Below are 13,312 nucleotides of genomic sequence, written 5' to 3' on the forward strand. Positions count from 1 at the left end.
CGAGCGGCTATCTGATACCGGTGATCTTGTGGGTCTGCACGCTCAGGCGCCACGCCGGCTGGCGCATGCATTCGGCGATGCAGAGTTCGGTATTGGCCACGCGGTCGGGGCCGTCCATGGGTTGCAGGAAGCGGTGGGCGAATTCGCCGGTGCGCGCCATCGTGTCGAGGTCGAACGCGGTCTGCGGCCACACCAGCTTGAGCTCCTGCCCGCGCTGCTGCACCCACGGCGCGCCGGCCTTCGGGCTGATGCAGAGCCAGTCGATGCCTTCGGGCGCGGCGACCGTGCCGTTGCTCTCGACCGCGATGCGAAAGCGCCGCGCGTGCAACGCGTCGACCAGCGACGCGTCCACCTGCAGCAGCGGCTCGCCGCCGGTGAGCACCACCAGCCGGTGCTCGGCGTCGTTCGCGGGCCACTGCGCGGCAATGGTGTCGGCGAGCTGGTCGGCGGTCTTGAACTTGCCGCCCAGCGTGCCGTCGGTGCCGACGAAATCGGTGTCGCAGAAACGGCAGATGGCACTGGCGCGGTCTTCCTCGCGGCCCGTCCAGAGGTTGCAGCCGGCGAAGCGGCAGAACACGGCCGGCATGCCCGCCTGGCCGCCTTCGCCCTGCAGCGTGTAGAAGATTTCCTTGACGCTGTAAGTCATGGCGCGGTCGCGTCGATCTCGAGGTTGTCGATGAGACGCGTGTTGCCCAGGCGCGCCGCGGCCAGCGCCACGAGCGGTTCGCCGGCCGAGGGCGCCTGCAGGTCGGCGCGCCGGCGCAGCACCAGGTAGTCCGGTTGCCAGCCGCGTTCCGTCAGCGTTTGCATGGCGCGCGCCTCGATCGCGGCCAGGTCGCGCTCGCCCGATTGCACGGCCGCCGCCATCGCCTTCAATGCCTTCGACAACTGCACCGCCTCCGCGCGCTCGGTCTCGCTCAGGTAGCCATTGCGCGACGACAGCGCCAGGCCGTCGTCGGCGCGGAAAGTCTCGCTGCCCACGATCTCGATCGGCAGCGCGAACTGCCGCACCATGTGGCGGATCATCATCAGCTGCTGGTAGTCCTTCTTGCCGAACACGGCCACGCGCGGCTGCACGCAGGTGAAGAGCTTCATCACCACCGTGCACACGCCGATGAAGAAGCCGGGGCGAAAGTGCCCTTCGAGGATGTCGGCCAGCGCCGGGTCCGGGTGCACCTTGCAGGTCTGGGGCTCGGGGTAGAGCTCTTTTTCGTTGGGCGCGAACAGCACGTCGCAGCCGGCATCGCGCAGCCTGGCGCAATCGCTTTCCCAGGTGCGCGGGTAGGTGTCGAAGTCCTCGTGCGGCAGGAACTGCAGGCGGTTCACGAAGATGCTCGCCACCGTCACGTCGCCCAGCGGCTTGGCCTGCGCGATGAGCGCGATGTGCCCGTCGTGCAGGTTGCCCATGGTCGGGACGAACGCGGGGCGCTTGAAAGTCGAGAGGTGCTCGCGCAGCTCGGCGATGGTGTGTGCGATGTACATGGAGTCGGTCCTTTTTTTTTACCAGGCGTGGAGTCGATCGTCGGGAAAGCTGCCGTCCTTCACCGCGCGCACATAGGCCGCGAGGGCCTCGGCGATGCTGGAGGAATCGGCCATGAAGTTGCGCACGAACTTGGGCATCTTTCCGAGGTTGATGCCCAGCATGTCGTGCAACACCAGCACCTGGCCGGCGGTGGCCTTGCCCGCGCCGATGCCGATGGTGGCGCAGTGCGTGAGTTCAGTGGTGAGTTCGGCCGCGAGCGCGGCCGGCACCATTTCCAGCACCAGCATCGTGGCGCCCGCGTCCTGCAGCGCATGCGCGTGTTGTTTCAGGAGCGCACCCGCGTCGCCCTTGCCCTGCACGCGGTAGCCGCCCAGCGCATGCACGGTTTGCGGCGTGAGGCCCAGGTGCGCGCACACCGGAATGCCGCGCTCGACGAGAAAGCGCACCGTCTCGGTCGTCCAGCCGCCGCCTTCGAGCTTGACCATGTGCGCGCCCGCCTGCATCAGCACCGTCGCGCTGCGAAGGGCGTGCTCCCGCGATTCCTGGTAGCTGCCGAAGGGCAGGTCGGCGATCAGCCAGGCCGTGCCCTGCACGCGGCGCAGGCCCCGCGAGACGCTGTCGGTGTGATAGCGCATGGTCTCCAGGCTCACGCCCACGGTGCTGGCCAGGCCCTGGCAGACCATGCCGAGCGAATCGCCGACCAGGAGGCAATCGACGCCCGCCGCATCGGCCATGGCCGCGAAGGTCGCGTCGTAGGCGGTGAGCATCGAGATCTTCTCGCCGCGCGCGTGCATGTCGGCCAGGCGCGGCAGGCTCACGGGCTTGCGCGAGGCGGGCGTGGAGGCCGGGGGCAGCGTGCCGTAGGGGGACGCCGGCGAGGCGGACGTGGTTTCTGGCGGTGGGGTGGTGGTGCTGTTCGACATGGTTGGGTTTCTCCCTGCGGGCGTCGGTGGCCGGGCATCCTTGAGTGAAGAAAAACGCGAGATGGGTGGGTCGTCAGTCCGTCCGCGGCACCAGCACGGTGGGTGCCGTCGGCTCGCCGAGCGAAGGATAGTCGCGGCTGAAATGCAGCCCGCGGCTCTCGTGGCGGGCTTGGGCCGATCGCACGATCAGCTCGGCCACCTGGACCAGGTTGCGCAATTCCAGCAGGTCGCGCGTGACATGGAAGTTCGCATAGAACTCCTGGATCTCGGCCTGCAGCAGCGCGATGCGGTGGCTCGCGCGCTCCAGGCGCTTGTTGGTGCGCACGATGCCCACGTAGTCCCACATGAAGCGGCGCAGCTCGTCCCAGTTGTGCGAGATGACGACGGCCTCGTCCGCGTCGGTGACGCGGCTCTCGTCCCACGCGGGGATGTGGGCGCCGTCGTGAGCGGGCGCGCCGGCGCCGGCGATCGCGCCCGCCGCGGCGCGCGCGAACACCATGCACTCGACCAGCGAATTGCTGGCGAGCCGGTTGGCGCCGTGCAGGCCGGTGCAGGCGGTCTCGCCGATGGCGTACAGGCCCGGCACATCGGTGCGGCCGGCCAGGTCGCTGAGCACGCCGCCGCAGGTGTAGTGCGCGGCCGGCACCACGGGGATCGGTTCGCGCGTGATGTCGATGCCCAGCTCCGCGCAGCGCGCGAGGATGTTGGGGAAGTGCTCCTTCAGGAACGCCGCGGGCTGGTGCGAGATATCGAGGTGCACGCAGTCCAGGCCGTGCTTCTTCATCTCGAAGTCGATGGCGCGGGCCACCACGTCGCGCGGCGCGAGTTCGGCGCGCTCGTCGTGTGTCGGCATGAAGCGCGTGCCGTCGGGCAACTTCAGCAGGCCGCCTTCGCCGCGCACCGCCTCACTGATCAGGAACGACTTGGCATGCGGGTGGTAGAGGCAGGTCGGGTGGAACTGGATGAACTCCATGTTCGACACCCGGCAGCCCGCGCGCCACGCGGCGGCGATGCCGTCGCCCGTGGCCGTGTCGGGGTTCGTCGTGTAGAGGTACACCTTGCCCGCGCCGCCCGTCGCCAGGATGGTGTGCGGCGCGCGGAAGGCGAGCACTTCATCGGTGGCGTCGTCCAGCGCGTAGAGGCCCACGCAGGCCGGGTCTTTCAGTCCGAGCTTGGTGCCGGTGACCAGGTCGACCAGCGTGTGGTGCTCGAAGAGCGTGATGTTCGGTGTGCGGCGCACCCGCTCGATCAGCACCTGCTGCACGGCCGCGCCGGTGGCGTCGGTCACGTGCACGATGCGGCGCTGGCTGTGGCCGCCTTCGCGCGTCAGGTGCAGACCACCACCTTTTTCCTTGCCTTCTTCGGAGAACGGCACGCCCAGTTCGCGCAGCCAGCCGATGGCCTCGGGCGCGTGTTCGACGACGAAGCGCGTCGCCTCGGGGTCGCACAGGCCGGCACCGGCGACGAGCGTGTCTTCCACGTGCGCGTCGAAGCTGTCGCCCGCGGCCAGCACGGCCGCGATGCCGCCCTGCGCCCAGGCGCTGGAGCCGTCGTTCAGCGCGCGCTTGGTGAGCACGGCCACGCGGTGCGTGGGCGCCAGGTGCAGCGCGGCGGAGAGGCCGGCGAGGCCGCTGCCGACGATGAGGACGTCGAAATCGTGCGAAGCCATGAAGCGAAGGTCTGGTGGGGCGCCGGCTTACTTCGGGGAACACCGTGGAACCGGCTTTGCCGGGCCACAGGTGTTGCCCCCTGAAAGGGGGTTGGCGAAGCGACACGAAGTGCGCGAAGACTGGGGGTAAGCCATTACGCGGGCGAATACGCCAGGCGCACGTAGATCGGCGCGAAGGCTTCGGCCTGCGTGATGTCGATCAGCGTTTCCTTCGCGAGCTCCAGCATCGCGATGAAGGTGACGATCAGCACGGGCGCGCCGCGCGACACGTCGAAGAGCTTCTCGAACTCCACGAAGCGCTGCCCCTGCAGGTGGCGCAGCACGATGCTCATGTGCTCGCGCACGTTGAGCTCTTCGCGCGAGATCTTGTGGTGCTGCACGAGCTTGGCGCGCTTCATGATGTCGGCCCACGCATCGCGCAGGTCGATCACGTTCACGTCCGGAAAGCGCGGCTTGAGCGACTGCTCGATGTAGACCTGCCCCTTCCAGAAGTCGCGGCCATAGGTCGGCATCGCGCTGATGGCGGCGGCCTGCAGCTTGGTCTGCTCGTACTCGAGCAGCCGGCGCACGAGCTCGGCGCGCGGGTCTTCGGCCTCTTCGCCGTCGGCCACCTTCTTGGGCGGCAGCAGCATGCGCGACTTGATCTCGATCAGCATCGCGGCCATCAGCAGGTACTCGGCGGCGAGTTCGAGGTTCGTCTGGCGAATCTCGTCCACGTAGCTCAGGTACTGGCGGGTGAGGCCCGCCATCGGGATGTCCAGGATGTTGAAGTTCTGCTTCCGGATCAGGTACAGCAGCAGGTCCAGCGGACCTTCGAAGGCTTCGAGAAAGACCTGCAGCGCCTCGGGCGGGATGTACAGGTCCTTGGGCATCGCGAACAGCGGCTCGCCATAGAGCCTGGCGAGCGCGACCTGGTCGACCACCTCGGGCATGGCCATCACCGGCGTGTCGTTGTCCTCGTCTCTTCTCATGGCGCGATCGCTATCAATTCAATAGCTATCGACGCAATGCAGACGGGGCCCGGATGCCGAACTGGCACCATTTACTTGGATTGGGTCTGGTAGACGTACGGCTGCATCGGCACGCGGGCTTCGCTGTACTCCTCCAGCAGGCCGCGGTCGAGGTTCTTGTCCCAGAGGAGGGCGCGGCCGGCGCGCTGTTCGGCTTCCAGCGTCGGCTTCTTTTCTTTCATCTCCTCGATGAAATTGGTGATCTCGGAAGAGTAGTGGGGGCGGCGGAAGATGGACATAGACTGGACCTTTGTAGCCAGAATTTTACCGGGGACGGCATGGGACATCGGCAACAGTGGCAGATCGGTATGGCAACGGCGTTGCTGGCGGTGGTGATTGGCCTGGCAGGCTGCGACAACCAGCGCATCGCCGAACTCGAGGAAGGCGTTGCCACGGAAGCCGATGTGCGCACGAAATTCGGCCAGCCCGAGAACATCTGGGACGCCCCGGACGGCAGCCGGATCTTCGAATACAACCGCCAGCCCCAGGGCCAGAAGAACTACATGATCACCATCGGCCGCGACGGCAAGATGAGTGCGCTGCGCCAGGTGCTCACGCCCGAGAACTTCGCCAGGGTGAAGCCGGGGATGATGATGGAGGAGCTGCGCAAGCTCCTGGGCAAACCCGCCAAGGTCACGCCCTATGCGCTCAAGCGCGAGACCGAATGGGAATGGCGCTGGGTGCAGCCGCCGAATTCGCCGATGGTGTTCACCGCGACGTTGAACGATGACCAGCGCGTGGTGCGCAGCGGCTCGTCGCCCGACCGCGCCACCGAGGCCAACTAGCCTTCCACCGCGTGCGGCCTTCCGGCCGCCAGTTCTTCCGCAAAGCCCGAGCGCTCGATCACCTCGCGCGGTTGCGGCTGCAGCGATTCGATCCGCAGCACCCCGTCGCGCGCGAGCACCGCGCGGTGCAACTGCCGCAGCGCATCGATGCCCGTGGCGTCCAGGTAGATGAGGTGCGTGGCATCGAGCACCACCGTCATGCCGCGCGGCGCGCGCTCGGCGGCGTTCACCGCCTCATCCAGCTTGGCGGCCGCGCCGAAGAACAGCGCGCCGTAGATGCGGTAGGTGAGCACCGGCGGCTGCAGCGTCTCCAGCTCGACGCTGAAGAGCCCGCTCATGCGCCGGATGAACAGCGCGCACGCGAGCACGATGCCCGCCTGCACCGCCACCGTGAGGTCGAACACCACGGTGAGAAAGAAGGTGCCGAGCATCAGCAGCCGGTAGTGCCGGCTGAAGTGCCGCAACTGGCCGGGCGTGAACTCGCGCCATTCGCCCATGTTCAGGCCCACGAACACCAGGATGCCCGCCAGCACCGCGAGAGGCACGTGGCGTGCGAGCGGCGCGGCCAGCAGCACCACGGCCATCAGCGTGACCGCATGCACGATGCCCGCGACCGGCGAGCTTGCGCCCGAGCGGATGTTGGTCACCGTGCGCGCGATGGTGCCGGTGGCCGGCATGCCGCCGAAGAAGGGCGTGACCATGTTCGCGATGCCCTGTGCCATCAGCTCCTGGTTCGGATCGTGGCGCGGCTGGCCGCTCATCTGGTCGGCCACGCGCGCGCACAGCAGCGACTCGATGGCGCCGAGCAGCGCGATGGTCAGCGTCGGCGTGACCAACTGCTTGACCGTCTCCCATGAGAAGTCGGGCAGCGCGAAACCGGGCACGCCCTCGGGAATGCCGCCGAAGCGCGTGCCGATGGTCTCCACCGGCAGCGCGAAACCCCATGACACCAGCGTGAGCGTGACCAGCGCGACGATCGGCCCCGGCACGCGCGCGCCCATCTGCACCGCGCGCGTCTGCGCGATGTGCAATGGCAGGCGAGGCAATCGCCGCCACAGCACCAGCCCGGCCACGCAGGCCACGCCGAGCGCAAAGGCATAAGGGTTGAAGGTGCCGATCCGCAGCGCCATCGCGTGCAGCTGCGAGAACACGTCGGCAGGCATCTTCTCGACCGAAAGCCCGAGCAGGTCCTTCAGCTGCGACAGCAGGATCAGCACCGCGATGCCGTTGGTGAAACCCACCACGATCGACAGCGGCACGAAGCGCACCAGCCGCCCGAGCCCGAAGAGCCCCGCGGCGAACAGCAGCACGCCGGCACAGGCGGTCGCGATCAGCAGGTTGGCCACGCCGTAGCGCTCGACGATGCCGTAAACGATCACGATGAAGGCGCCGGCCGGCCCGCCGATCTGCACCGCCGAGCCGCCCAGGAGCGAGATCAAAAAGCCCGCGATGATCGCCGTCCAGATGCCGGCCTCGGGCTTGAGCCCCGAGGCGATGGCGAAGGCCATCGCGAGCGGCAGCGCCACGATGCCGACGGTGGCGCCCGCGCCCAGGTCCTTGAAGAACCGCTCCTTGCTGTAGTCCGCCATCGCGTCCAGCAGGCGGGGGCGGAAACGGGTGAAGTTCAGCGGAGAAGGCATGGATGGCCGATTGTGGCCTGCGTGCTCCGACGGGAGCGCCGCCGGCTCTCGTGCGTACTTTCGATCAACTTATCCAAAACGAAGGATGCAGATACAGTTTTCACATTAATTGACATTTTGAAACCAACATTACCGAGGGAGAAGGGCCCATGCACATCCTGCTTGTCGCAAGCGCGTTCAACAGCCTGACGCAGAGGGTTCTGGCCGAACTCCAGGACCGCGGCCACACCGTCGGGGTCGAGCTGGCCCTGGGCAACGACGATGCCTTGCGCGACGCGGTGCGTGTGCATGCCCCGCAACTCATCGTGGCGCCGATGCTCACCACCGCGATCCCCGAGGACATCTGGCGCGCCCACACCTGCCTGATCGTCCACCCCGGCCCGCCGGGCGATCGAGGGCCATCGTCGCTCGACTGGACGCTGCGCGGCGGCGCCGAAAGCTGGGGCGTGACCGTGCTCGCGGCCGTCGCCGAGATGGATGCGGGCGACGTCTGGGCGTGGTCGCCGCTGAAGGTGCCGCCGCTGGCCGGCAAGAGCGATCTCTACCGCGGCGAGGTGGCCGATGCCGCCATCGACGCGGTGCTGCTCGCGGTCGAGCGCTTTGCCTCGGGCACGTACAAGCCCAAGCGGCAGAAGGCGGTCGATCTCGCGACCGGCTGGCGCCCGTTCCTGAAGCAGGCGGAGCGCCGCATCGACTGGACCCGCGACTCGACCGAATCGGTGCTGCGCCAGTTGCGCGCCGCCGATTCGCAGCCCGGCGTGCTCGACGACCTGTTCGGCGCGCCGTGGTTCCTGCACGGCGCGCACCCCGAAGACGAACTGCGCGGCACGCCCGGCGAACTCATCGCCACCCGCGCCGGCGCCGTCTGCCGCGCCACGACGGACGGCGCGGTCTGGATCGTGCAACTGCGTCCCTGGCGCGCGCCGGGCTCGGGCCTCGCCAGCTTCAAGCTGCCGGCCGTCGATGCGCTCGGCGACCTGTTGCCAGCCGGCCTGCCCGAAGTGCTTGCGCCGCTGCAACTGCCGGCCGCGCGCCGCACCTGGACCGACATGCGTTACAGCGAGCACGGCCCGGTCGGGGTGCTGAATTTTTCGTTCCCCGGCGGCGCGATGAGCAGCGTGCAATGCCGCCGCCTGCTGGAGGCCTATCGCTTCGCCTGCACCCGGCCGACCTCGGTGCTGGTGCTCGGCGGGCTGCGCGACTTTTTCTCGAACGGCATCCACCTGAACGTGATCGAGGCCGCGCCCGATCCGGCCGAGGAATCGTGGGCCAACATCCACGCGATGAACGACCTGGTCGAGGCGGTGATCACCACCACCGACCGGCTCACCGTCGCCGCGCTCGGCGGCAACGCGGCGGCCGGCGGCGTGATGCTCGCGCTCGCGGCCGACGAGGTGTGGTGCAGGGACGGCGCCATCCTCAACCCGCACTACAAGCTCATGGGCCTCTACGGCTCCGAATACTGGACCTACACGCTGCCGCGCCGAGTGGGCCAAGGCGAGGCCGAGCGGCTCACGCAATCGGCACTGCCGGTGAGCGCGAAGCGCGCGGTCGAGCTCGGCATGGCCGAGCGCGTGCTGCAGGCCGCACCGGAAGAGCTGGGCGATGAAGTGATGCGGCTGGCCACGCAGCTGGCGGCCTCGCCCGATCTGGCCGCCCGCATCGCGAAGAAGCAGGCCAAGCGCGCGGAAGACGAATCGGTGAAACCGCTGCAGCACTACCGCGATGAAGAACTGATGCACATGCGGCGCAATTTCTTCGACCGCAGCGAGCCGCATGCGGCACTGCGATCGGCGTTCGTGCGCAAGGAAAAGGCGCAGCACACGCCCGCGCACGTCGCGCAGTTGGGCCTGCCGCGCTGAATTCCAGCTGCTTACTTGCTGTCCGGAATGACCGCGTCCGCGGCGGCGCCCACAGCCTTGCCGGTGATGCGCGCGGTGCCGATGGCCGCGTCGGCCGCGAGACCCACCGCGCTCGCGCCCACGCTCACCGCGGTGCCCGCGACGGTGACCACCGCGCAGCCGCTCGACAGCATGGCGCCGAGCAGCGCAAGAACGAGAAGTCGGAAGCGGGGGCGGAGGCTTTGCATGCGCGGATTTTGCACCCGTGTCGGCGCTCGAACCTAGTCCTGCACCAGCCCAGCCAGCTCCGCCAGGATCGCCTCCCGGTCCTGGTCCAGCCGCGGCGGCTGCCGCAGCACCTGGGTGCGGTGCCCGCCCACATGCACCGGATTGCCCGCGACCGTGAGCGACCGGCCGCCCTGCGTCTTCACCTGCACCAGCATCTCGCGCGCTTGCACCTGCGGGTCTTTCACCACCGCGGCGACGTCGTTGTACTCGCCGGTCGGAATGTTGTGAGCCATCAGGATCGCCAGCCAGTGCGCGCAGGGCGCCGAGGCCAGGCGCTGCTCCAGCAGCTGCTTGAGCGCTTCGTGGTGCTGGCAGCGCGCGGGATTCGTGGCAAAGCGCGCGTCTTCGGGCAGCGCCGGCAGGTCGAGCGCGGTGCACAGGCGCTGGAACAGTGCATCGTTGCCCGCCGCGATCACGAACCAGCCGTCCGCCGCGCGGAACACGTCGAACGGCGTGATCGACGGGTGCCGCGAGCCGATGGGGCCCGGCGCGCGCCCGTCGGCCTCCATGCGCGATATCGCGTTCTCCAGCAGCGCGACCTGGCAATCGAGCATCGCCACGTCCACGCGGTCGCCCAGGCCCGTGCGCCCGCGCTGCAACAGCGCGGCTTGCGTGCCGATGGCCGCGTAGAGGCCGGCGCCCAGGTCGCCGATCGACACGCCCACGCGCGTCGGCGGCGCGCCCGGGTGGCCGGTCAGGCTCATGATGCCGCCCATCGCCTGCACCACCATGTCGTAGGCGGGGCGCCTGCTGTAGGGGCCCGTCTGGCCGAAGCCCGAGACCGAGGTGAACACGAGCCCCGGAAAGCGCGCGTGCAGCGTGGGCCAGTCATAGCCCAGCTTCTCCATCGTGCCGGGCCGGAAGTTCTCGACCAGCACGTCGGCGGTGGCCAGGAGCCGTTCGAAGATCTCCCGGTCGGCCGGCGCCTTCAGGTCCAGCGCAATCGACTCCTTGTTGCGATTGACCGACATGAAGTAGGCCGAGTCGCCCTCCACGAACGGGCCGATCTGCCGTGCGTCGTCGCCCAGGCCGGGCTGCTCCACCTTGATGACGCGCGCGCCCAGGTCGGCGAGCAGCAGCGTGCAGTAGGGGCCCGCGAGCACGCGCGTCAGGTCGATCACGGTGAAGCCCCGCAGCGGGCCGCCCTGCGGTGTGCCCTCAGATGTGCCCGGCGTCATTCGACGCTCGCGCCGGAGCGCTCGGTGAGTTCCCTGGACTTCGCGCCTTCGGCCAGTGCCCAGGCGCGGAATTCCGCGAGCGATTTCGAAGGCGCCGACTCGTTGCCCGACTTCTCCAGCCGCGCCTTCACATCGGGATCGCCGAGCGCCGCCACGCTCGCGTCGAACAGCTTCTGCGCCATCTCCGGCGGCAGGCCCGCCGGAGCGAAAAGGCCGAACCAGAAGGTGTAGTCATAGCCCTTCACGCCGGCCTCGGCGACGCTGGGCACGTCGGGAAAGAGCGGCGAGCGCTGGCCCGAGGTGACGGCCAGCACGCGCAGCTTCTGGCCCTGAGCCATCGGCAGCACCGAGGGCGGCGTGCCGAAGGTCAGTTGCACGTCGCCGGCGGCAACGGCCTGGATCGAAGGAGCCCCGCCCTTGTACGGCACGTGAAGCATGGTCACGCCGGCCGCCTTCTCGAACGACAGGCCCGCCAGGTGCGTCACCACGCCGGTACCCGACGACGAATACGCGAGCTTTCCCGGGTTCTGTCGCGCTTGTGCAATCAGCGCCTGCACGGTCTTCGCGCTCACGTCCTTGTTGACTGCGAGCAGCATCGGCGCGGAGCTCCAGCGGGAGATCGGCACGAAGCTCTTCGCCCCGTCGTACTTCACGGCCTTGTAGAGCAGCTTGTCGCTGCCGTAGAGGTTGCCGCTGCCCAGCAGCAGCGTGTAGCCGTCGGGCGCCGCGCGCGCGACCTGGTCCGATGCGATGGTGGTGCCCGCGCCGGGCTTGTTGTCGATGATGACGGGCTGCCCGAGGATCTTGGCGAGCTTGTCGCTCACGATGCGCGCCACGGTGTCGGCGCCGCCGCCGGCGGGAAAGCCGACCACCAGGGTGATCGGGCGCGAGGGGTAGGTGACCGCGAAGGCGCCGGCCGAGGCGAGCAGGGCGGCGGCTGCGAAGGAAATGGCTCGGGATGGGTTCACTTGTTGTCTCCTGTGTCGGGTCAAAGAGGAGGCCGCGCTCAGCGGCCCTTGAAGACCGGCGGGCGCTTCTCGCGCCAGGCGCGGCCGCCCTCGGCCAGGTCTTCGGAGGCGACGGTGCGCTGCACCTCGCGCAGGATCGCGGCGGCATCGGCGGTGCCGCGCGCGATCTGGTTCAGGTGCTTCTTCATGCCCAGCAGTGCGAGTGGTGCCATGCCGGCGAGCGTGGTGCGCAGGCGCAGCACTTCGGCATCGAGCGCCGCCGTGTCGTCGACCAGTTGCGTGAGGAATCCGCAGTCGCGCATCGCGGGGCCGTCGAGCTTTTCGGCGGTCAGGAAGAGCCGCTTGGCCATATCGAGCCCGAGCCGCGACACATAGCGCTCCATGCCGCTCTGGTAGTAGTGCAAGCCGAGCCGGGCGGCGGGCATGAACATCTCGGCGGCGCGCACGCCCACGCGGAAGTCGCAGGCCAGCACCAGGTCGGTGGCGCCGCCGAAGACGCCGCCATGCACCGCCGCGATGGTCACGGCACGGCAGTTTTCCAGCGCATCGACCATGTCGCCGAAGCTGCTGCCCTCGGTCTGGCTGCTGGCGGCCACCTCTGATATATCGTAACCGCTGGAAAAGTATTTGCCTTCGGAGCGCAAGACCAACACCAGCACGTCGGGCGAGCGATTCACCGTCTCCACGTGGCGAATGAGCGCGGGCAGATCCTCCGGCGTCAGCTTGTTGGCGGCGCTGGGGCGGCGCAGCGTCAGGCAGGCGACGCGGCCGTCGATCTCGAGGGAGGGGAGCATTGATGTACCAAACAGATGAATTGATATATCTGTAAGGTTAGCTAATATCCGGATTCCCATGCAACCCGCGAAAACCCTCGACACCAGCAGCCTGCAAGACCAGATCCGCAGCCGGCTCGAACACGACATCCTGGAAGGCATGCTGTCCCCCGGCATGCCCATCGACGAAAAGGCGCTGGCCCTGAGCTTCAACGCCTCGCGAACGCCGGTGCGCGAGGCGTTGCTGCTGCTGAGCGCGCGCGGGCTGGTCGACATCGTTCCGCGCACCGGCATCTATGTGCGCCAGCTGCGGGCCAACGAGCTCGTCGCGATGATGGAAGCGCTCGGCGAACTCGAAGGGGTGCTGGCGCGTCTGGCGGCATTGCGCATCGGACCGGCCTTGCGAAGCGAACTCCAGCGCGCGCTGGAAGGCACGGCCGCCGTGGCACAGGCGGACGATGCAGAGGGCTACCAGTGCGCCAATGCCGCGCTGCACGACGTGATCTACCGCGCGAGCGGCAATCCGTTCATCGTGGAGCAGGCGCAGACGGTGCGCCTGCGCATCGCGGCCTACCGGGGGCGGATGTTCGAGAAGCCGGGGCGCCTGGCCGCCTCACAGCGGGAGCACGAACGGGTTGTGGAGTGGATCCTCAAGGGCCACGCCGACAACGCCGCGGAAGCGATGCGCGACCACATCTCGGTGGGCGGCAAGGTGTTTGCCGACCTCGTGCTGAACAACAAGTTCGGCTAGCGC

General features: G+C 68.5%; 14 protein-coding genes. 3 read left to right on the forward strand and 11 right to left on the reverse strand.

The genetic code is table 11. The features are described 5' to 3' along the window. Positions 1-7: 7 nt before the first annotated feature. The 6 genes from queE to JC881_RS07955 all read right to left on the reverse strand — a co-directional run bounded on the left by queE (position 8) and on the right by JC881_RS07955 (position 5,324). Positions 8-646: a 7-carboxy-7-deazaguanine synthase gene (gene queE, locus JC881_RS07930; protein ID WP_198785172.1), complete on the reverse strand. Its 639-nt coding sequence runs from the start codon at positions 644-646 to the stop codon at positions 8-10. Continuing rightward, positions 643-1,482 (reverse strand): pantoate--beta-alanine ligase, encoded by an 840-nt coding sequence (panC, locus tag JC881_RS07935; RefSeq protein WP_198785173.1) that lies wholly within the window; start codon positions 1,480-1,482, stop codon positions 643-645. Before panC ends, queE begins: the two co-directional genes overlap by 4 nt. 18 nt (positions 1,483-1,500) lie before the next feature. Further along, the gene (panB, locus tag JC881_RS07940; RefSeq protein ID WP_198785174.1) at positions 1,501-2,406 is read right to left on the reverse strand and encodes a 3-methyl-2-oxobutanoate hydroxymethyltransferase; all 906 of its coding nucleotides are present in this window, start codon (positions 2,404-2,406) and stop codon (positions 1,501-1,503) included. A 73-nt stretch (positions 2,407-2,479) separates the two neighbouring features. After that, positions 2,480-4,075: an L-aspartate oxidase gene (gene nadB / locus JC881_RS07945; protein WP_198785175.1), complete on the reverse strand. Its 1,596-nt coding sequence runs from the start codon at positions 4,073-4,075 to the stop codon at positions 2,480-2,482. Positions 4,076-4,209: 134 nt separating this feature from the next. Then, on the reverse strand, positions 4,210-5,046 hold the full coding sequence (locus JC881_RS07950; RefSeq protein WP_198785176.1) for a segregation and condensation protein A: 837 nt from the start codon (positions 5,044-5,046) through the stop codon (positions 4,210-4,212). A gap of 71 nt (positions 5,047-5,117) precedes the next feature. Then, positions 5,118-5,324 (reverse strand): DUF3460 family protein, encoded by a 207-nt coding sequence (locus JC881_RS07955; RefSeq protein ID WP_198785177.1) that lies wholly within the window; start codon positions 5,322-5,324, stop codon positions 5,118-5,120. Positions 5,325-5,393: 69 nt separating this feature from the next. Between JC881_RS07955 and JC881_RS07960 the strand changes: the two genes are divergently transcribed. Continuing rightward, a complete protein-coding gene (locus JC881_RS07960; RefSeq protein ID WP_198785178.1) occupies positions 5,394-5,870 on the forward strand; it encodes an outer membrane protein assembly factor BamE in 477 nt (158 codons plus the stop codon). On the opposite strand, the gene JC881_RS07965 is transcribed toward JC881_RS07960, so the two are convergent. Further along, positions 5,867-7,510, reverse strand: coding sequence for a SulP family inorganic anion transporter (locus JC881_RS07965; RefSeq protein ID WP_198785179.1), 1,644 nt, complete (start codon positions 7,508-7,510; stop codon positions 5,867-5,869). The two genes, JC881_RS07960 and JC881_RS07965, sit on opposite strands and share 4 nt — an antisense overlap. A gap of 149 nt (positions 7,511-7,659) precedes the next feature. Between JC881_RS07965 and JC881_RS07970 the strand changes: the two genes are divergently transcribed. Beyond that, on the forward strand, positions 7,660-9,372 hold the full coding sequence (locus JC881_RS07970) for an enoyl-CoA hydratase-related protein (RefSeq protein WP_198785180.1): 1,713 nt from the start codon (positions 7,660-7,662) through the stop codon (positions 9,370-9,372). An 11-nt stretch (positions 9,373-9,383) separates the two neighbouring features. On the opposite strand, the gene JC881_RS07975 is transcribed toward JC881_RS07970, so the two are convergent. The 4 genes from JC881_RS07975 to JC881_RS07990 are packed head-to-tail and all read right to left on the reverse strand — an operon-like array spanning position 9,384 to position 12,579. Beyond that, positions 9,384-9,599 (reverse strand): hypothetical protein, encoded by a 216-nt coding sequence (locus JC881_RS07975; protein WP_198785181.1) that lies wholly within the window; start codon positions 9,597-9,599, stop codon positions 9,384-9,386. Positions 9,600-9,632: 33 nt separating this feature from the next. Continuing rightward, positions 9,633-10,817, reverse strand: a complete 1,185-nt coding sequence (locus JC881_RS07980) for a CaiB/BaiF CoA transferase family protein (RefSeq protein ID WP_198785182.1) — start codon at positions 10,815-10,817, stop codon at positions 9,633-9,635. After that, on the reverse strand, positions 10,814-11,785 hold the full coding sequence (locus tag JC881_RS07985; protein WP_198785183.1) for a Bug family tripartite tricarboxylate transporter substrate binding protein: 972 nt from the start codon (positions 11,783-11,785) through the stop codon (positions 10,814-10,816). The genes JC881_RS07980 and JC881_RS07985 overlap by 4 nt, the downstream gene beginning before the upstream one ends. Positions 11,786-11,823: 38 nt before the next feature. After that, positions 11,824-12,579, reverse strand: a complete 756-nt coding sequence (locus JC881_RS07990) for an enoyl-CoA hydratase/isomerase family protein (RefSeq protein WP_198785184.1) — start codon at positions 12,577-12,579, stop codon at positions 11,824-11,826. 58 nt (positions 12,580-12,637) lie between these two features. Here JC881_RS07990 and JC881_RS07995 point away from each other — a divergent pair, with 58 nt between their 5' ends. Continuing rightward, the gene (locus JC881_RS07995) at positions 12,638-13,309 is read left to right on the forward strand and encodes a GntR family transcriptional regulator (protein WP_198785185.1); all 672 of its coding nucleotides are present in this window, start codon (positions 12,638-12,640) and stop codon (positions 13,307-13,309) included. The last annotated feature ends 3 nt before the right edge of the window (positions 13,310-13,312 follow it).

Source organism: Variovorax sp. IB41 (assembly GCF_016405905.1).
In the GTDB taxonomy this organism is placed as follows: Bacteria; Pseudomonadota; Gammaproteobacteria; order Burkholderiales; family Burkholderiaceae_C; genus Variovorax.